This is a genomic window from Canibacter zhoujuaniae (genome assembly GCF_011752015.1).
Classification (GTDB): domain Bacteria; phylum Actinomycetota; class Actinomycetes; order Actinomycetales; family Microbacteriaceae; genus Canibacter; species Canibacter zhoujuaniae.
This window is the reverse complement of sequence record NZ_JAAIKA010000001.1, coordinates 424,903-443,281: the sequence shown is the minus strand read 5'-3', so window position 1 is coordinate 443,281 and position 18,379 is coordinate 424,903. Positions and strand designations below refer to the sequence as shown.

Annotated in this window: 13 protein-coding genes and 1 pseudogene; 7 read left to right on the top strand and 7 right to left on the bottom strand. The window is 54.3% G+C overall.

Annotated elements, in window-relative coordinates:
• Positions 1-42: 42 nt before the first annotated feature.
• Positions 43-474 carry a twin-arginine translocase TatA/TatE family subunit gene (locus HCQ99_RS02020; protein ID WP_166985012.1) on the top strand — a complete coding sequence of 144 codons (432 nt, stop codon included), beginning with the start codon at positions 43-45 and terminating at the stop codon, positions 472-474.
• A 37-nt stretch (positions 475-511) separates the two neighbouring features.
• Here HCQ99_RS02020 and HCQ99_RS02015 read toward each other — a convergent pair whose 3' ends face one another.
• The 3 genes and pseudogenes from HCQ99_RS02015 to HCQ99_RS02005 all read right to left on the bottom strand — a co-directional run bounded on the left by HCQ99_RS02015 (position 512) and on the right by HCQ99_RS02005 (position 3,537).
• Complete coding sequence (locus HCQ99_RS02015) at positions 512-1,624, bottom strand: Mrp/NBP35 family ATP-binding protein (protein WP_243854479.1); 1,113 nt, start codon at positions 1,622-1,624, stop codon at positions 512-514.
• A gap of 186 nt (positions 1,625-1,810) precedes the next feature.
• Positions 1,811-2,287: pseudogene (locus tag HCQ99_RS02010) on the bottom strand (DUF1003 domain-containing protein); the annotation flags it as partial.
• The gene (locus tag HCQ99_RS02005) at positions 2,287-3,537 is read right to left on the bottom strand and encodes a magnesium transporter MgtE N-terminal domain-containing protein (protein ID WP_166985010.1); all 1,251 of its coding nucleotides are present in this window, start codon (positions 3,535-3,537) and stop codon (positions 2,287-2,289) included. The gene HCQ99_RS02005 and the pseudogene HCQ99_RS02010, both read right to left, overlap by 1 nt.
• Before the next feature lie 107 nt (positions 3,538-3,644).
• Between HCQ99_RS02005 and HCQ99_RS02000 the strand changes: the two genes are divergently transcribed.
• Entirely contained in the window at positions 3,645-4,163 is a 519-nt protein-coding gene (locus HCQ99_RS02000; RefSeq protein WP_166985009.1) for a general stress protein, read from the top strand.
• Here HCQ99_RS02000 and HCQ99_RS01995 read toward each other — a convergent pair.
• Positions 4,160-5,572, bottom strand: a complete 1,413-nt coding sequence (locus HCQ99_RS01995; RefSeq protein ID WP_166985008.1) for an aminopeptidase P family protein — start codon at positions 5,570-5,572, stop codon at positions 4,160-4,162. The two genes, HCQ99_RS02000 and HCQ99_RS01995, sit on opposite strands and share 4 nt — an antisense overlap.
• Before the next feature lie 73 nt (positions 5,573-5,645).
• On the opposite strand from HCQ99_RS01995, the gene HCQ99_RS01990 reads away from it, so the two are divergent.
• Positions 5,646-6,482, top strand: a complete 837-nt coding sequence (locus HCQ99_RS01990) for a PHP domain-containing protein (RefSeq protein WP_166985007.1) — start codon at positions 5,646-5,648, stop codon at positions 6,480-6,482.
• Here HCQ99_RS01990 and HCQ99_RS01985 read toward each other — a convergent pair.
• A complete protein-coding gene (locus tag HCQ99_RS01985) occupies positions 6,463-7,860 on the bottom strand; it encodes a DEAD/DEAH box helicase (RefSeq protein ID WP_166985006.1) in 1,398 nt (465 codons plus the stop codon). The two genes, HCQ99_RS01990 and HCQ99_RS01985, sit on opposite strands and share 20 nt — an antisense overlap.
• 145 nt (positions 7,861-8,005) lie before the next feature.
• Between HCQ99_RS01985 and HCQ99_RS01980 the strand changes: the two genes are divergently transcribed.
• Entirely contained in the window at positions 8,006-8,722 is a 717-nt protein-coding gene (locus tag HCQ99_RS01980) for a ferritin-like fold-containing protein (protein WP_166985005.1), read from the top strand.
• A gap of 56 nt (positions 8,723-8,778) precedes the next feature.
• Entirely contained in the window at positions 8,779-9,918 is a 1,140-nt protein-coding gene (gene rlmD / locus HCQ99_RS01975; protein ID WP_243854765.1) for a 23S rRNA (uracil(1939)-C(5))-methyltransferase RlmD, read from the top strand.
• Positions 9,919-9,933: 15 nt separating this feature from the next.
• Here the strand turns inward: rlmD and HCQ99_RS01970 are convergent, their stop codons facing one another.
• Positions 9,934-10,158 carry a DUF3107 domain-containing protein gene (locus HCQ99_RS01970; protein WP_166985003.1) on the bottom strand — a complete coding sequence of 75 codons (225 nt, stop codon included), beginning with the start codon at positions 10,156-10,158 and terminating at the stop codon, positions 9,934-9,936.
• A 153-nt stretch (positions 10,159-10,311) separates the two neighbouring features.
• Here HCQ99_RS01970 and HCQ99_RS01965 point away from each other — a divergent pair, with 153 nt between their 5' ends.
• Both HCQ99_RS01965 and HCQ99_RS01960 read left to right on the top strand, forming a co-directional pair.
• A complete protein-coding gene (locus tag HCQ99_RS01965) occupies positions 10,312-13,458 on the top strand; it encodes a PD-(D/E)XK nuclease family protein (RefSeq protein WP_166985001.1) in 3,147 nt (1,048 codons plus the stop codon).
• Entirely contained in the window at positions 13,448-17,230 is a 3,783-nt protein-coding gene (locus HCQ99_RS01960) for an ATP-dependent helicase (protein ID WP_166984999.1), read from the top strand. Before HCQ99_RS01965 ends, HCQ99_RS01960 begins: the two co-directional genes overlap by 11 nt.
• On the opposite strand, the gene HCQ99_RS01955 is transcribed toward HCQ99_RS01960, so the two are convergent.
• The gene (locus HCQ99_RS01955; RefSeq protein ID WP_166984997.1) at positions 17,227-18,366 is read right to left on the bottom strand and encodes a phosphotransferase; all 1,140 of its coding nucleotides are present in this window, start codon (positions 18,364-18,366) and stop codon (positions 17,227-17,229) included. The two genes, HCQ99_RS01960 and HCQ99_RS01955, sit on opposite strands and share 4 nt — an antisense overlap.
• Positions 18,367-18,379: the final 13 nt, after the last annotated feature.

The window sequence follows — 18,379 nt, the reverse complement described above, 5'->3', positions numbered from 1 at the left end:
AATAAACGAGCGACAGATAGTTAAAGAGTAAAATAGAAATTTATGGGCCTCTCCTTCGACAAAATCATTGTGATCCTAGTTATTGCGGTGGTGATTATTGGCCCTGAGCGACTGCCTGAGATAACTGCGCGCTTCACCGAGTTTGTGAAAAATCTGCGGCGCATGACGATGACCGCAAAAGAGCGCATGCAGGAAGAAATGGGTGAGGAGTTCAACAGCGTTGACTGGAAACAGCTTGATCCCAGGCAGTATGATCCGCGCCGTATAATTCGCGATGCGCTTGCTGAAGGCGATCTTGAGGATGCAGCCGCGATAGCTCGCAAGAGAGCGGCAGCAGCTCCAAGATCCGTGCAGGTGACATCTTCTGGTGAAACAGCAGAGGGGGTGAGCGGTGCTGCAATAACCGCAGCTGCTCTCAACTCTCAGATTGAAAACGGCGCAGGTGCGCTGCCGTTTGATTCTGAAGCAACCTAAAAAATAGTTGCTTGTGAGTCCGCTTTAAATTAAGTGGCTACAGGACGCCGAGGGGGAGTTTTTTACCCGCCAAATTGCGCCCGCGCGCATCAATATCCTGTGCAATTTGCACGAGCGCCTGGCTTGCGGGGTCGGTTTGTGCGGCTAACACCGCTGGGATGCCGCGCTCTCCCGCAGATCCGAACGCGGGGGAGAGAGGCAGCTTTCCAAGCAGCGGAACGCTCAATGAGTTAGCAACCGTTTGCCCACCGCCAGAGCCAAAAATTTCTACCACGGAGCCGTCTGCGCCGGTGTAGCCACTCATGGTTTCGATGATCCCCAACAGTTTTTGGCCAGCGTTTTTAGCTAGCTCGCCCGAGCGCATTGCAACCTCTGCAGCCTGCAACTGTGGTGTGGTTACCACCAGCACTTCGGCGCGGGGCAGCAGCTGAGAAACTGAAATTGCGATATCACCTGTGCCGGGCGGCAGGTCTAAGAGCAGATAGTCAAGATCTCCGAACCACACATCGCGTAAAAACTGTTCGATTGTGCGATGCAGCATTGGCCCGCGCCAGGACACGGCCCTTCCGGCGTTTTCTGGCCCGAGAAACATGCCAATCGAGATTGCGCGCACACCGTGTGCGGCGGGTGGCATAATCATGTCACCGACTTTAGTTGGCCTGTTTTCAGGTTTTTCTTCGTGCAAACCCAATAAACGGGGAATTGAAAAGCCGAAGACATCGGCATCGACAACTCCAACACTGCGACCCATTTGCGCTAACGCCACCGCAAGATTTGCGGTAACCGTAGACTTGCCGACGCCCCCCTTGCCGCTTGTGACGGCTATCACCCGAGTGAGAGAATCAGGGCCAAACTGGTCACGCTTGCCGCCGCGCAATTTTTCGATCAACGCTTTGCGCTGCGCAGGATCCATAACACCCATTTTGAGCTCATAGCCTGTTAACCCTGCGACCGTGTCTAGCGCCTGACACACCTCGTTTTCAATCCGGTTTGCCGCTGGACAGCCAAGAATAGTGAGATCAATTTTGACTGTTGCAAAGCTATCGGTAACAGTCACTTCGCGCACCATGTCTAGCTCAGTTAGCGGGCGCCGAATTTCCGGATCGATAACCGTCTCAAGCGCACGATAGATTGCCTTTTCTAGGCTCACGCAGCACGCCTAACTGTCTTCTGGGCGAACAATATCAATGCGACCGGTTAAAGGATCTTGTTCAAGCTTAATTGCCCGAGTCTGCTCTTGGGGTTTCACGAGCTGATCCTCCGCGGTTGAGTCGGGTAAGACTTCTGTAGCGGGCTCAGCTGCTGTTGAATCGTCATCTGCTGTGGTATTTTGCGCCTCCCGTTCCTGCTCCAGCTCTTGCAGCATTGTGCGCAGTTCTTGGCGAATCCAGTCGCGGTCGGGTAGATCCTGGAGAGCAATACGCAGCGCAACAACCTCGCGGGCCATAAACTCCGTGTCGGCAAGATTGCGCTCTGCCTGCCGCCTGTCTTGCGCGATTTGCACGCGGTCACGGTCGTCCTGCCGGTTCTGCGCGAGCAGCAGCATAGGTGCCGCATAGCTTGCCTGCAGTGAGAGGATCAGGGTCAGCGCCGTAAAACCGATAGCAGCGGAGTCAAAACGCCAGCTCTCCGGTGCGTAAGTGTTCCACAGCAGCCAGGCTGCACAGAACAGTGTCAGGATCACCAAAAAGGCCGGGGTGCCCATTGCGCGGGCAATGCTTTCAGACCACTGCCCGAAACGATCAGAGCGGGAGGGCTGTGGCGTCTGATTGTCGTCACTGGGTTCGTTGAATGAATTATTTTTACGTGCCATTACTTACCTCCCCGCATATCTTCATCAGCGTGACGCCAGTCATCAGGCAACAAATGATCGAGCACATCATCGATTGTGACAACCCCGAGAAGATTGTTGTGCTGATCAACAATCGGCACAGCTACAAGATCGTAACTGGCGAGCCTGCGCGCCACCTCCGCTGCACTCTGATCAACGCGCACCGGCTCAATCTCATCATCGAGCAGAGTGCTCAGCGTTTCGTGTGGCGGGTAGCGCAGCATCCGCTGAAAGTGAACGATCCCTTTAAACTCACCCGTTGGGGTTTCAAACGGGGGAAGTGTGACATAAACAGCAGCCGCCATAGCCGCCGGCACTTCAGAGTTGCGAATGTGCGCCATCGCCTCAGCAACTGTTGACTCAGCAGAGAGCACAATGGGGGATGGGTTCATCAAACCGCCGGCGGTATCCTGCTCGTAGGCTAGCAGGCGTCGCACGTCTTCAGCCTCTTCCGGCTCCATCAGCCCCAAAAGCTCTTCACCGTGCTGGTCGGGCAACGCACTGATGAGGTCGGCTGCGTCATCCGGCTCCATCTGATCGAGCACGCCAGCTGCACGATCCGAATTTAACCAGGCAAGAATTGCGAGCTGATCTGCCTCATCCATCTCCTCAAGCGCATCTGCGACCATATCGTCTGGCAGCTGAGACACGACTTCTTTACGGCGACTAGACGGCAGCTCCAGCAGTGCTTCGGCAAGATCGGCCGGTTTTAGGTCGACAAGCTCTTGAATGAGGTGCTCAGCAGAGTTGGGGTCTGTCTGATTCTCTCGATGCTGGAGCTCACCCCAGGTCACGACCTTACTAACCGGACGCGCAAAAGGCCCCGTGTTTTTCGGAATTTTTACAAACAGTTCTGAGATAACCCACTCACCGCTGCGGGTCTGCTCGAGAGCAGCGTCTTCAATGCGAGCACTCTCAGCACCCGCGACAAGCGGCCGCACACGGCCAACGATTTCAGCGATAACGCGGTGTTCGCCGCCGCGCTGCTCAAAACGGCGCACATTAATCAGACCGTTCGAGATAACCTGCCCGCTCTCCACTGAAACAATGTCAGAAATAGGCACAAATACGCGCTTACGGCCGGGGATCTCAATCACGAAACCAACCACTCTGGGCGGATCATCTTTGCGCTCAACAACAACAACGTCACGCACTTTGCCGATTCGATCACCGTATGGATCGAAGACAGGGCGGCTGGCTAAACGAGTAATAAAGACGCGATTGTTTGACACGAAACTAGCCTACCGTTTCGCTTGTATTTTTGCGTTTACAGCTGTGGTTTAGCGCGTTTACGGGTATTCCAAAGATTTCTAAAGCCGCCAGGTGCTTCAATAGAAGGGTGAATGTTCCAATTGTGCGCGACCGACGTAAACCACTAGAAGCTCTCCCAGAGCTAAGAAACAGCGAGGTTGTTTCAACCTACGATGATATTCGTGCAGCAGAACATGCGGTTGATGTGCTCTCTGAAAACGGGAGTGTGCCCGCAACTGAGATGCAGATTGTGGGCAGCGGACTGCAGCTGGTTGAGCGCCCACTCGTGCGTTTAACATACGGTAAGGTCGTGCTCCAGGGAGCCTTTACCGGTCTCTATTTCGGTTTGGGCATCGGTATGATCTGGGCCTTCACCGAGGTTGTCACAACCGGCGCATTTTCTCTTGCCGCGATCCTGCCAGCGGTTTTACTCGGGCTTGGTCTCGGTGCGCTGCTTGCGATTGTGCGCTTTGCTACCGGACGCACCAGCAGGTTTGTGGCGGCGACACAGCTGCGGCCGGACCGTTTTGAATTACAAACCCTGCCGCAGCATGTGCACCGGGCGCGCTCGATATTGAACCAGCACGCCTACGACTCACACCGTTAGCGTTTACCCGTCTTGACCCAAGCCTCAACCGCGTCAGCTGTGCGCGGAATATCAGCTGAGAGGTTTCGCACGCCGTCCTTAGTGACAACAACGTCGTCCTCGATCCGCACACCGATACCCCAGTATTCTTCCGGCACGGTCGCATCGCCCGGGTGGAAGTAGAGGCCTGGCTCAATGGTAAACACCATGCCCTCTTCCAGCACGCCGTCGTAATACATTTCACGGCGTGCTTCAGCGCAGTCGTGCACATCGATACCGAGGTGGTGGCAGGTGCCGTGAATCATAAAACGCTTGTGGAACGGCACATCAGGGTCTGGCTCAGCAGGAATTAGACCCCACTCACGCACACGCTCCTCAATAACTGCGAGCGCGGCATCGTGCACCTCATGAAACTTTACGCCCGGCTTTGCAGCTGCAAACGCGGCTTCAGCAGCGTCGTAAACTGCTTGATAGACCTTGCGCTGCAGCGGTGAGAACTCACCAGAAACAGGCAGTGTGCGTGTGATGTCAGCGGTGTACAGGCTGTCAACCTCAACACCTGCGTCGAGCAGCAGCAGGTCGCCAGCATTAACCGGCCCGTTGTTTGCACCCCAGTGCAGCACACAGGCGTGAGCTCCGCTGGCGGCGATGGTTTCATAACCCACCCAGTGACCCTCAAGACGCGCCCTGGCGTGGAACACTCCGTCAACAATACGTTCGCCGCGCGCGTGCGCGATTGCGCGCGGTAGATTTTCCACAACATCGTCAAAGCCGAGCGCAGTGGCGTCAACAGCAGCCTGCATCTCGCGCACCTCATACTCATCTTTCACTAAGCGCATTTCAGCAAGCACGCGGCTGAGTTCGGCATCTTCCAGCCCGAGGTCGTCATCGCCGGCTACAAACTCGCTCAAATCGGCAGTGTTAATGCCGAGATGCTTACTAATGTGCTGCAGCGATGGGCGCGGGCCAACCCAGAATTCACCAATATCTGCGCGGTCGAAAAATTCTGTTGAACCGCGGCCTGCTGGTGCCAGTGAGTAGAGCGTCACCCTGTGACTAGCACCGTCATTTGCAGCTTCTTCGATCGGATCAAAAACCAAAACTGCGCCCGGTTCTGCATCTGAACCCCAACCGGTGAGATGACTAAAAGCGGTGTTAGCACGGAACACATAGTTAGTGTCGTTTGCACGCTGTTTCAAGATCCCTGCTGGAATAACAAGCCGTTTCCCGGGAAAAGCCGCGCTTAAAACAGCACGACGCTTTGCAGCGTACGGTGCAACCTCAGCCTCGCTTGGTTCAGAAACCGGAAGATTCTCCCAATGGGAGCTCATGTATGCGGTGAAGGCATCGCTTTTTGTTAGCGTTGCACGAGCCTCATTGCTGATCTCAGCCTCGTGGGTTTTTGGAGTGCTCTTGGTAGTTTCAGTCATGTAATCAAGTATTGCAGGGAACTTCATAACGCGCATTAAAGCGAACTTCATAACGCACATTAAACTGAAAGCCGTGAGCCTTGAGCAGTACGACCTCCACACCCACTCCAGATACTCTGACGGCACAACAAGTGTGTCTGAAATTGCACGACTGGTAAAAGCGCAGGGCCTTAAAGGTTTCGCGCTCACCGATCATGACACAATGCGCGGCTGGGAAGAGGGGCGCAGCGCTGCGAGCGAACTGCAGTTAGATTTTGTTCCCGGAGTGGAGCTCACTACCAGACTGGGATCGCTCGGCGTGCACCTGCTGGGATACGGTTTTGACAGTGCGGATCCGCGGCTCACCCTAAGGCTCAGGCAGATTAGAGAGGCGCGCTCGCACCGCGCTGAGGAAATGGTGCAGCGCCTGGCGCAAGATTTTCCAATTGACTGGGAAGAGATTGTCGCTAACTCCTCTGAATCTATTGGGCGCCCACACATCGCTGATGCGCTTGTGCGGCAGGGGATTGTCAGAGATCGCGGCGCAGCGTTTGCGACGCTGCTCAGCCACACCAGCAAATACTACGTGCCTAACGATATGTTCGATACGGTCGAAGCCGTTGAGATTGTGACCGGGGCGGGTGGGGTTACAGTTGTTGCGCACCCGGCCGCGATCCGCAATGATGAGGTGCTTGATCGGCGAGAAATTGCGTTGCTCGTCGATGCGGGACTGCGAGGGATAGAGCTGAGACACCCGGAAAACAATCCGCAGCACATTCCGGCTTTAGGGCAGATTGCCAAAGATATGGATCTGTTGATAACCGGCTCCAGCGACTTTCACGGCGCAGGCAAAGCAAACCGCATCGGCGATGAAACCACTGATGCGGCCACGGTTTACAAACTCCGTGAGGCTATGCGCTTTCCGAATTAGTGCGATTGCGGCGACGTGTCCTGCGGCGTGTGCGCACCGGCTGTGCTGTTTTCTCGGCACCAGCTTTAGTGTCGGTCTCGGCGCTTGGTTGCCGGCGGCGCGTGCGCTGACGTGCGCGTTTCTCGTGCTGCTCGGCAGGATTTTTGTGAGAGCGTTTTGAAGACTGCCCAGCAGCGCTACCAGCGCGCCCAGCGGAGGCTAAGCGACCTTTGGTGCCGGAAGGAATATTCAGATCGGCAAAAAAGTGCGGGCTCGATGAGTATGTCTCTGGCGGTTCGGGAAGATTGAAGTTTAGCGCACTGTTAATAAGCGCCCACTTGTGCATATCTTCCCAGTCAATAAAAGTAACAGCGATGCCTGTGTTGCCAGCGCGACCGGTGCGCCCAACACGGTGCAGATAGGTTTTTTCATCGTCTGGAACCGTGTGGTTAATCACATGCGTCACATCATTAACGTCGATGCCGCGCGCTGCGACATCGGTGGCGATAAGAATATCTTTCTTGCCGGATTTAAACTCGGCCATCTGCCGCTCTCTTAGATCCTGGCGCAGATCACCGTGCACCGCGGCAGTCGGAAATCCTCTGTCTTTCAGCTCTTCCTGCAGTTTTGCGGCGGCACGCTTGGTGCGTGTGAAAATAACAGTCTTGCAGCGTCCCTCAGCCTGCAGAATGCGGCCGATCATCTCGTCTTTATCGAGTGCGTGTGCGCGATAGATTACGTGTTTAATGTTTGCCTGGGTTTCGCCCTCATCTGGATCGGTCGCTCGAATGTGGATCGGGCGGCGCATAAAGCGGCGCGCGAGCGCGACGATGGTGCCCGGCATTGTTGCCGAAAAGAGCATTGTGTGGCGGTCGTGTGGGGTGAGCGAAAAAAGTTTTTCGATGTCTGCAAGAAACCCTAAATCAAGCATCTTGTCAGCTTCATCGAGCACCATCTGGCTGATTTTGCTCAGGTCGAGCAGACGCTGCCCGGCAAGGTCGAGCAGGCGACCGGGGGTGCCGACAACAACCTGTGCACCCGCCTTCAGCTGTGCTATCTGCTCTGTGTATGCCTTACCGCCATAGATGGGCACTATTTTGGTGCTGCGTTTTTTTGCAGCGACTGCTAGATCTTCATAAACCTGCACTGCAAGCTCACGGGTTGGTACAACGACAAGAGCTTTCACACCCGGATCTGGGTTTGCGCCGAGGCGCTGCAGCAGGGGGAGACCGAAACCGAATGTTTTACCGGTGCCGGTTTTTGCCTGTCCGATAATGTCCTGGCCCGAAATGGCAAGGGGGATAGTCTGTTCTTGAATCGGAAAGGCTTCTATGATTCCGGTGTCTGCTAAAGCACTGGCGAGATCGTTGTCGATGCCGAGTTCTGTGAATGTGGTCAAGATTCTGTTCCTGTTCTGCGTGGCGTCAAAACAGTCTTGACACCGGTTTTTCTGTCGCGGCGGCAGGAGCTCTGCACGAGAATTGACTCGCCCGCTCCCGTGATTGAATGCAATTAATTTGCATCGCAGCCGGTAAACTATCAGCGTGTTCGATTGGTTGCGCCGCCTTAAGAAGCCTACGGCATCTTCGCGTTCAATGCTTGGAAATAGCACTGAACCGGTCGTTCGTGTTGAAGTTGCAGAGTTTGCGCCGGGCATAATCCCGTATCTTGGGGTGGTTGCGATTGCGCAGCTTGCGCTCTACGAGGCTGCAACACAGGCGGTGCTTGGCGCATCAAAGCTGGAAGCGAAAGAGGCGCTTGCCGAAATTGCTGCCGATGCTCTCGCAAAACATCAAGCTTTTGTGACTGAGCTGAGTCGCCGCGGTGAAGAACCGCATCAGGTGATGCGCCCATTTACTAACACAGTGAACCGTTTTCGCGCGCGTCTGGCAGTGCCCGACTGGCACCAGCACGTGTTAAGCGTGTGGCTTGTCGGTGGTCTCTTTGATGGTTTCTTTGCCTCCCTCGCCGAAGGGCTAAATGACAACTACCGTAAAGAAGCGATCCGAGTGCTGCACGATGAAACCGGACGCGGCCGCCTGCAGCAGCTGCTTGGGCAGGAAATAGCGGCTGATCCGCGTCTGTCTGATCGTCTCGCACTGTGGGGGCGGCGCCTTGTCGGTGACACTCTGTTGCTCGCAAGTGAGGTGCTGACACTGAGTGAGCGGCGTGAATTCGATCCGGCCGGTATGGAACCTATTTTTACCGAAATTACCGCAGAACATATGCGGCGCATGGATTCACTGGGTCTAACCGCTTGAGTGCGCGAGATTTGCGTTTAACTGTTGCAGATAATTCTGCAGCACTTAGCAGCGAGATGCTGAACTGCGTTAAATATGACGCCGGTCTGTGCGCCTCATGCACACAAATCCAGGTGCCGTATCATGAGCAGATTCTTCTGAAACAGCAGGCTGCCGCACAGCTGCTCGCAGAGGTGGCCGGGCAGCAGGGGTTTGAATGGTTGCCGCCTGCTAAAAGCGAACTTGCAGGTTTTCGCAACAAAGCGAAGTTTGTTGTGGGTGGCAGAGGCGGTGATTTGACCCTCGGGCTTGTGCGGCCAGATGGAGAGCCGGTAGATCTAACTGACTGCCCAATTCAAGATCCCAGAATAAATAGCGCCGCCAGCATTTTGCGCGAGTTTTTAAACAGCACCAGGCTTTCGCCATACAGCGTGACAGAAAAACGTGGTGAACTAAAGTTTGTGTTGGTGACGGTGTCGCCTTTAGGGCAGCTGCTTGTGCGTTTTGTTGTGCGGTCACTGCGCGCTGTGCGAAAGCTTGCGGCACGGGCTAGCACGCTGCGTGAGACACTTCCGGAAGCGGTGACTGTCACAGTTAATCTGCTGCCCGAACACAAAGCAGTGCTCGAGGGTGAAGAAGAGTTGGTGCTTTGGGGCGCAGAGCTGGCAATGCAACTTGAAGATGTCACCCTCTATCTGCTGCCGCAGAGTTTTTTCCAGACGAACACTGAGGTCGCAATCGCGCTCTATCAGCAGGCGCAAAACTGGGCAAAACAGGTGGGGCCGCGCCGCGTTTTGGATTTATATTGCGGAGTTGGTGGTTTTAGTTTGTTTCTTGCGCCGGAAGCGGGCGAGGTGCAGGGAGTTGAGATCAGTGCGGCGGCGGTAAAAGCTGCACGCAAAGCGGCGCGACGGCAGCACAGTAATGCCCGCTTTGTGGCCGCAGACGCAACAAAATACGCGCTGCAGTTGCCGCCGGAGAAGCGACCGGATCTGCTTGTCGTTAATCCGCCGCGCAGAGGAATTGGAACAGAGCTTGCAGACTGGATCAGAGAAAGCCCAGAAATAGAGTGGGTGGTTTACTCCAGTTGCAATCCGCGCTCACTCGCCGCAGACATTGCGCGTCTGAAAAATTTTCGGATCGAAAGCGCCCGACTGTTTGATATGTTTGCCCACACCGCACACGCTGAGGTGGCTGTGTTGTTGTATCGACAGTAGCGTCGGCTGCGGAAACTAGTTGATAAAGCCCACTTTACGAGGCTGATCCGCACCAATCTCAATGTGTGTGATGGCTTCAACAACAATCACTATTTCGCGGCCCTTATCGTCCTTTAAAGATACGACTTTTTCACCGCTGTTTAGCGCGCTGGTGAGTTGATCCTTAATCGCAGCAGCTGATTCAGAGCTTTCAAAGCTGATAACTGATGGGTTGTTGCGAATGCCTACGCGAATCTCCAATTTTTGCACACTTTCTGTAGTTGTCCTTTGTGGCTCTAGCCTAGCCAGCTGTGCTGGAAATTTAGGTGATTACAGCAGAAGTTCGCTCAGAGCGCACCGGCTGTGACTTAAGGTCGTTATAAAGTTATATACCCCACAGGTAAGTTTGATGACATGCGAAATCATAAAGCTGTGCACCTCGCTTTAGAGGCTGATACCCCGGTGCTATCGCCGCGGCAGAACGTGCTGATTTCGGGTGCTGCTGGCACGGGTAAAAGCTCTTTTCTCTGGCGCTCGGTAGCGGCTGTGACACAACACTCTGTAGCTTTTTTAAGCCCGAGCAGGCAGGCCGCTGTTGTGCACTTAAACAACTATCGTGCCGGTAAATATTTTGCAGACAGTGTGCGCCCGTCTGATATTAGAGCCGTCAACTCACTCGCTTTTCATGTGCTCGCTTCAGATGCGGCGCGGTTAGATGCAACACCACCCCGGTTATTAAACGCGGGCGAGCAAGAAAATCTATTGCGGCTAGTGCTTGAAGCTCAAATTAGCGCGGCAGATGCTGTGCACCCCCTGGCTGTGTTGCGAGAGTCGGCGCTGCTCTACTCACAACTGAGAGATTTTTGGGGCATTGTTGAAACTTACGGCGCAGATGCCGTGCGAGAAGTTTGCAAGCAAAGAATCGATTCAAAAATATGGGAAAGCTGCCACACCGTTATAGCGGAAGCGCAAAGGCGGGCAGCCAACGACAACGCCTACACCGCTGAAAGCTTGGTAAATGCTGCAGCAGGGGTGCTACAGCAAAACTCCAGCGAGATTCCAGAGCTTATGATTGTTGATAATGCAGAGCAGCTTACAATTCCGATGGTGCGTTTTCTTCTGGCTTGTGTGCGTGCGGGTAAACGATTGTGGCTTGCCGGAGATGAGGCGGCAGAAACCACTCCGGCAAACGGTATCACTGCGAAGGCACTGCTGCTTTTTCGGGAGGCTCTGCCGCAAATCCCCGGTGTTGAGTATCGTGAAATTGTGTGTGACAGGGGTCAGCACAGGCAGAGTGTAGAAGTAGGTGAGTTTATCTCTAATCTGTTTCTGCCGCTTGCTGAACTGCGCAAAACAGCATCTGAAAAGCATGATGTTTATGCTGCTCCCGACTATCCAATTAAATCGTTTCTGAGCGATTCAAGCTCAGAGTTGTTTGATAGCTTGGCGCTCGATTTGCGTCAGCGTCGAGTTCTTGCTGCAGAGGGCCAAAACGTAGCATGGGAAGAAATGCTCGTGGTTTGTCGGGATCGTGAGCATGTGGATCGCACTGTGGCTGCATTAAATTTGCGCCGTGTGCCCGCGCACTCAACCGGTGGTGGGGTGGTGCTGTCAGAAATTAGTGCGAGCAGACACCTCTTGGAGATGATGCTGCTGTGCTATAGCGGGCGGTCTGCCTCTTGGGCTGAGGCGGCCGAGTGGCTGCGTGGGCCGTTGTTTAACCTGCGTGAGAGTGAGATTCGGAAGATCCGGTCTGCGATGCTGGTCGCAGGGTGTGCGGCCAAAGGAAGTGCTTCGAAGCCTGCTGTCACAGCGGTGCTTGAAGAGCTGCTTGCGCGCGCTAGCGCTGGCGCAGACGATACTGCAATACCCGACGCGATCGAGCCACAGTTTCGTAAACTTCTGACAACGCTGAGCCGTGCACGTCATGCGACAGAGCAGGGCACCGCCTCTCCGTCGCAAGTGTTTTGGGCGGTGTGGGATAGTCTCAACCTGGCTGATAAGTTGCAGACGCAGGCCATCGAGGGTGGGCACCTAGAAAAGATGCACGCCAACCAGATATTGGATGCGGTTGTGGCGCTGCAAAATGTGATCACACGCTATGAAGAGCAGTCGCAAACAAAAGATCCTGCAGCCTTTGTTGCTGAGCTTCTTTTTAGCGATGTTCCGCAGGATGTGCTCTCCACAGCACAGCATCGTAAGGGTGTGCGTGTTGCAACACCGCACGCTGTTATTGGCACAGAATTTAAACACGTGGCGCTGCTCGGGTTGCAGGAGGGCCTCTGGCCAAACTTGAGACTACGCGGTTCACTGCTAGAGCTGCCGCAGCTCCTCGACCGTTTAGAAGCACAGCGGTGGGGCACTCCGGCAGAGACTGATCCGACGGTGTTACGGGCGCTGCGCAGAAACCAACTTTTTGCAGAGGAATTGGCGCTGCTGTATCTTGCTGCATCGCGTGCTAGCTGTTCTATAGCGGCTTTCGGGCTCGACAATGAGGCAGAGCCACTGAGTGTGTTTTGGAGTTTCTTTGCACCCTACTTAGCTGTTGGGAAAGAGCTTGGAAGCGACTCTCTAGAGGGGCAGGTTGCGTTTTTGCGGTCGCGCCTCGAGTTAAATCCATCAGACACGGTTGCTGCGTCGCAGCTGGCTGCGCTGGCGGCTAACGGGGTTGTTGCAGCAAGACCAGAAAATTGGTTCGGGCTGCGTGAAAAATTAGAGAGCGATCCACTCTACGCGACGCAAGAGGCGCTTCGACTCAGCCCCTCAAAACTGCAAACTGCTGCAGAGTGCGCGGTTAACGCAGTGGTGCGTGATTTAACGGGCGACAAGCAGGGGAACAAATTTGCTGCACACCGCGGCATGTTGGTGCATGAAATTGCTGAGCTGATTGTCGCCGGTGAAACCAATTTAGAGAAGCTGAAAAATTTTATTGATAGAGCGTGGGAGGCGGTTGGTGCAGACGCTGCCCATCCAGAATCAGAGCTTCTGATAACCAAGCAGATGGCTGAGAATCTGCTCAAGCACAGTTCTGATTGGGAGGGTGATGAGACAAAAGCTGAGGCGGAGCTTTCGGGGGTTGTAAACCTCGACCTCGATGGGGAGAGCGCAGCTGTGCTTTTGCAGGGGCGCGCAGATTTGCTGCAACAGGCGACGGGCGCTGGTGAGCCGATGCAGCGCGTTATAGACATTAAGACGAGCAGAAGCGCGACGGAAATAGCGCGCGCTAAACTGCAGCTAGAGGCCTATTTATATTTGCTCCTGACGCAGGGCGCGCCGCCTGCTGGCGAGTATGCAGCCGGTATTCTGCAACCGCATCCGTATGCTGAAAAAAATAATTTTCAAAAAGTTTCAGACGCTAACTTAGCGAGCAGCGAAGCATTTATTAAACAGTTTGAAGATACTGTGCGAGACATTATCGCAAATCTGAAAGGGAGCACATTTCTAGCCGAACCAGCGTCGCACTGTTCACGACACCTGCCAGGGGGTTTTGCACACGCGTGCGCTGAGATGGTGGTGCCGCCGGTTAGTTTTCAAGCAAAGGAAAACGATCTTGACCGATAAATACCAAGTGTTTTCAGCCTTCGAGATAGCGCGTGCGCTCGGAAATTTCACCAACTATTTTCGGCCCACCGAAGAGCAGACCGCAATTATTGAGCATCCTGTTTCTTCCGAGCACGGTAGACAGGTGTTGGTGTTAGCCGGTGCGGGGTCGGGTAAAACAGCGACGCTTGCGCAACGCGTAGTTTGGCTAATTGCGAACGGGCACGCGCGCCCCAGTGAAATTTTAGGGCTCACGTTTACAAATAAAGCAACTAACGAGTTGCGGGCGCGGATCACAAAAAACGTGCTTGAGTTTTTTGATGCAGTGCTAAACCCTGTTAACTTTGCACACTTCACGCAGGAACAGATTGCGCATGCTGAGTCACTGCAGCAGGCGGTTTCTTTTGACATAGAACGGCCGGAGATATCCAGCTACAACGCCTTTGCTAGCCGCATCGTGCACGAATACGGGCACTACACGGGCCGTAAAGTCGCCGCAATTATTGATGAGCCTATAGCTCTAAACCTCGCGCAGCAAGTGCTTGCAGAGGGCAGCAGAGAAGAGCTGCTAGCGCTTGAAGGTTTACGCTCAGACCTGCCACAGATTCTATTGCGCCTTGAAAATGAGATTGTTGACAACGGTTTTATACGGTGGAGTGACGACAGATTAAAGTTTCGGCAGGCGCTTGAGACGGCTGTCTCTGACGGGTTTAGCACCGTGGCACGCAATGAGACAGCGCGACAGCTGTTCGTGAGAAATCTTATTAAGCAACTGGATAAAACCGATGCGCTGCTGCCATTCGTTGCAAGACTGCGCAAACTGAAGCAAGAAAAGGGAATGATGCAGTTCTCTGATCAGGTTGCGCAGGCGATAGATATTTTGGTGCAGCCTGACTCAATCGCGCGAGCGGAGCTGAGAGACAGTTTTAAATTTGTGCTGCTTGATGAGGTGCAGGATACTTCCGCCGGTCAGACGCAAATGTTGCAGCACCTTTTCGCAGGCAAAAACATTATGGCGGTTGGTGATCCGCATCAGTCAATCTACGGTTGGCGCGGTGCCTCAGCCTCGGCTCTCACAAAATTCGGTGAGCATTTTGCTGAAGATCCTGGCAGTTTTGAGGTGCTTAATCTCAGTATCAGTTGGCGCAATGCCGCCCCGATACTGGAGGTCGCCAACCACACAGTGTCACCGCTGCGGAAGGAGCTAGAGGTTAGAGGGGCATCTCTTAAGGGAGCTGATATTCGAGTGCAACCGCTGAGGCACCCTGACGAGGCTCTTGCTGAGAGATCCGCTAACCGACTGGCTGCTGAGAGTGAACCAGAAACCAACACCGCAGGAGTGACGGTTGGGTTGTTTGCACACGACAGTGATGAGGTTGAGTTTATTGCGGATGAAATCTTGCGCATTAGAAGCACTGCCAGCGCAGATAAACAAAAAACTATTGCTGTTATCACCCGCAATCGTGGTGTGATGCCGACTGTCGAGCAGGCGCTGACGCGACGCGGGATTAAATCAGAAATTGTTGGCGGCGGTGGGCTTTTGAGCACACCTGAGATTACAGAAATTCAGGCGGTGCTGCGCTGCCTGGGAGACGCTGACGCAGGCGAATCACTGGTGCGGGTGCTGACCGGGCCGCGCTTTGAGGTGCCGTTAACAGACATCAGGGCGCTCAGTGTATACGCACGGAAGCTTACGAAAGCAAACAGAGAAAACAGCTCCCTAGCGCAGGCGGAGGGAAGTGAGGCTCTTAAATACAGTGTTGATGACATTGTTAGCAACATTTCTGCGCTCTATGAGCTGCCGGTAAAACGACCTGCGGGGTGTGATTTTTCTAACCACGGATACGCTCGCCTGCAGGAAGCGCAAGCGGTTTTTCAACGTCTGCACGGGTACGTTAACTCCGACATTACAACCCTCATCGAGCAGATAGTTCGCGAGATGCGGCTGTGGGTTGAGTTAGCGGCGCACCCTAAAAACCGGGAACACACTGGCGCGCTGAAACCTCACACACACGGCAATATTTATGCGTTTACCGAGTATCTGCTTGGCTACCAGAGCGCTACCGGAGACACATCAATTACCGGTTTGCTGCGCTGGCTGCGTGCATCACAGGCGGAGGATCGGGAGAGTCAGGCAGAGATTAAACCCAGTTTAGATACGGTGCAAATAATTACCGGACACGCGGCAAAGGGTCTTGAATGGGATGTTGTGTTTGCGCCGTTTCAATACCAAAGTGCGTTCCCGGGACAGGTGACACCAAAGCTCGGTTGGATGACAGAAGGTCGCTTAGACTACGCTTCTAGGCTAGACTCTGACGATCTGCCGCAAATAGATGTAAACGGAACACCCAGTGAGGTGCTGCAAAAAAGCGACCTGCCCGGTGAGCGGTTGCGAAAACAGCTTGATAGGCGTGTTGACTCATACAGTCTGCGCGAAGCTCTCGAAAAACTGCTTAAGAGTTTTCCAGCAGATGAAGCGCAAGTGTCAGAAAAAGACATAAAAAAACTTGATGCAGAGCGTGCGAAGCACTTCAGATGGCGAAAGCCGCCCTATGTTTCAGATGTTTTTCTCAGACACATTAATGATGAGCGCCGAATTGCATATGTGATGTACACCAGAGCAAAAGAGACGCTGTATATCACCAGCAGTTACTTTAGGGGCAACGGGAAACGTGCTGAAAAGCCGAGTGTGTTTTTAACCGAGGCGCTGCATATCGTTGAAAATCATTTGGATCACAACAGCAGCTCTCAAACACCCGTCAGTGTTGCAGCGATTAAGCTTGTGAATGCCTCTCGGGTGCGCGAAAGCGGTGTGCCGTGTGCGGCGTGCGCAGCCTACGACAGCCGCGGTTTTGCCTCCCACGCCGAGTTTCAGCTCAGCGACGACGCGCTCCCAGAATACGCTGACACGAGCGACATCGAGGTGCCAAAAGAGAACCCTAAGGCTGAGACTGTGAGACAGTTTATCTCCTGGCCGCATGATGCATTGGGGGAGAGAAGACAGCAGGTAGAGGCGAGCGCTGCGGCGGTGCGAGAGCAGCTGACCCGCTTTGATACAGGCGATACTGCGGGGATAGTCGGGGCTGAGGTTTTAAGTGACTGGCAAAAATTACTGCTCTTAGAGCGAGAGACACACCAGTTAAAGCAGCCGACGCGGCCGGAATACCTCAACACGAGCGAGGTCGCTGATTTTCTAGACGATCCACAAAAACTGTTGCGTAACAAACTGCGGCCGATACCTGCAAGGCCTTTCAGCGCAACGGTTCTCGGCACGCAGTTTCATGAGTGGGTTGAGCGTCGACTCACATCAGCGGGGGCGAGTGCGCAAAAGCTGGCTCTGTTTGAAACCGTTCCCGACCCGCATCCGGGCGCAACCCTTGCAGAAAGCAGGGAACTTAACGAACTGATCCAAAAGTTTGAAGCATCTCGCTTCACGAGTCTAAAAGCGCTTGAGGTTGAGCAGGATTATGCAGCTTCGGTAGCAGGCGTGCCACTGCAGGCAAAAATTGACGCGGTATTTCTGATTTCAGAAGAACCAGAACGCTATGAGATTGTTGACTGGAAAACGGGTAAAGCGCCGGTTACTGACAGCGAGAAAGCACGAAGCCTAACACAGGTGGAAATCTATCGTGAACTATTCGCCGCCCACAATGCGCTCAATCTAGAGCAGGTGCGCGCAACTCTGTTCTACGTCAGAGAGGGGATAGAGATTTCTACCGCCAGCGCACCTAGCGGCCGGCAGCTGCACCGTCTGACTAAGGCGCTTGGAAAACTCGACGAGGTTATGAATTAAGCCTGATTCTGCTCAGAAGATTCCTGCTCTTCAGACTGTTGTGCAGGAGTTAACTCTTCGGGCAGCGGCTCAATGAAGTCAGTGTCTTGGTTAAAAACGCGATCATCGTCAAGACCGTCAAGAGCTGCAAGATCGTCAGTTGCGCTGCCGGTGCTTGCGGCAACAGCTGGGGTGCTGGAGATAACATCTTTTGCAAGCTGCTCGTTCGTTACCCGCCGCACTGGCGCTACTGTTGAGGTGGTAACTTTCTCTACCAGACCGTCAAGCAGCTCAACGGCATCATCGATAATCTCCTGATTGTGGGTCTCGATACCGTGCAGCAGCCATTTTGCCAGTTCTAATTCGTGGTAGAGCAGGGCGCGACGTGCGAGAGACTCCTGCGCCATATCGGTGCGCTCAGAGTAGCGTCGCACAACCTCTTCAAGCACACCGGCGGGTGCGCCGTACAACCAAGCAAAATCACGGGCGGGATCACCAACCTGGAGGCTGCCGAAACCGAGAATTCCGGTGACAGCGTTGTCGTGAACTAAAAACTGTGAGGCGTCTAAGGAGCCATGAATTGGTGTTGCCGCAAAATCCCAGAGCGCCTGCTCGCGGATAATGCCCAGCCAGTATTCTCTGATTGCGACAGGCAGCAACCCGCTTGCGCTTGCCCGCTCAACCAGACGCAAAGCGTTAGCTCGGCACTGTTCGTTATTGTTGACCGGCAGCCCGGCATCAGAGACCAGGTGCCCGGGCAGGCTGTGCAAAGCATCTAGGCAGGCGGCAATTGATGCCACTAGAAGGGCGTCAGGCGATAGATCGCCGACCGCAAATTTTGCGCCGCTGATAAAGGTTGAAACCACCGCGCGTGAATCCCCCGACCGGGTAACCCCTAACACCTCTGGCACAGCGAAGGGCAGCTGTGCGCGTGCACCACCGGTCAGCGCATTCTGCCCCAAAATAGCGGCCGAGAGCTCAGCGTTTGCGGTGTCGTTCATCGGGACACGTACAATCACTTCATTGTGATCTGTTGTGACAACAACAGAGGTGCACTCACCATCTTCATTAAGAGTGTGCTTGCGCGCAGCCACTGCGTTTAGATTCGCCACTGCGCTGGTTGCTAAAGCAGCTAAAATTAAAGGGGTGCTTGTCATAGTTTCCAGCGTA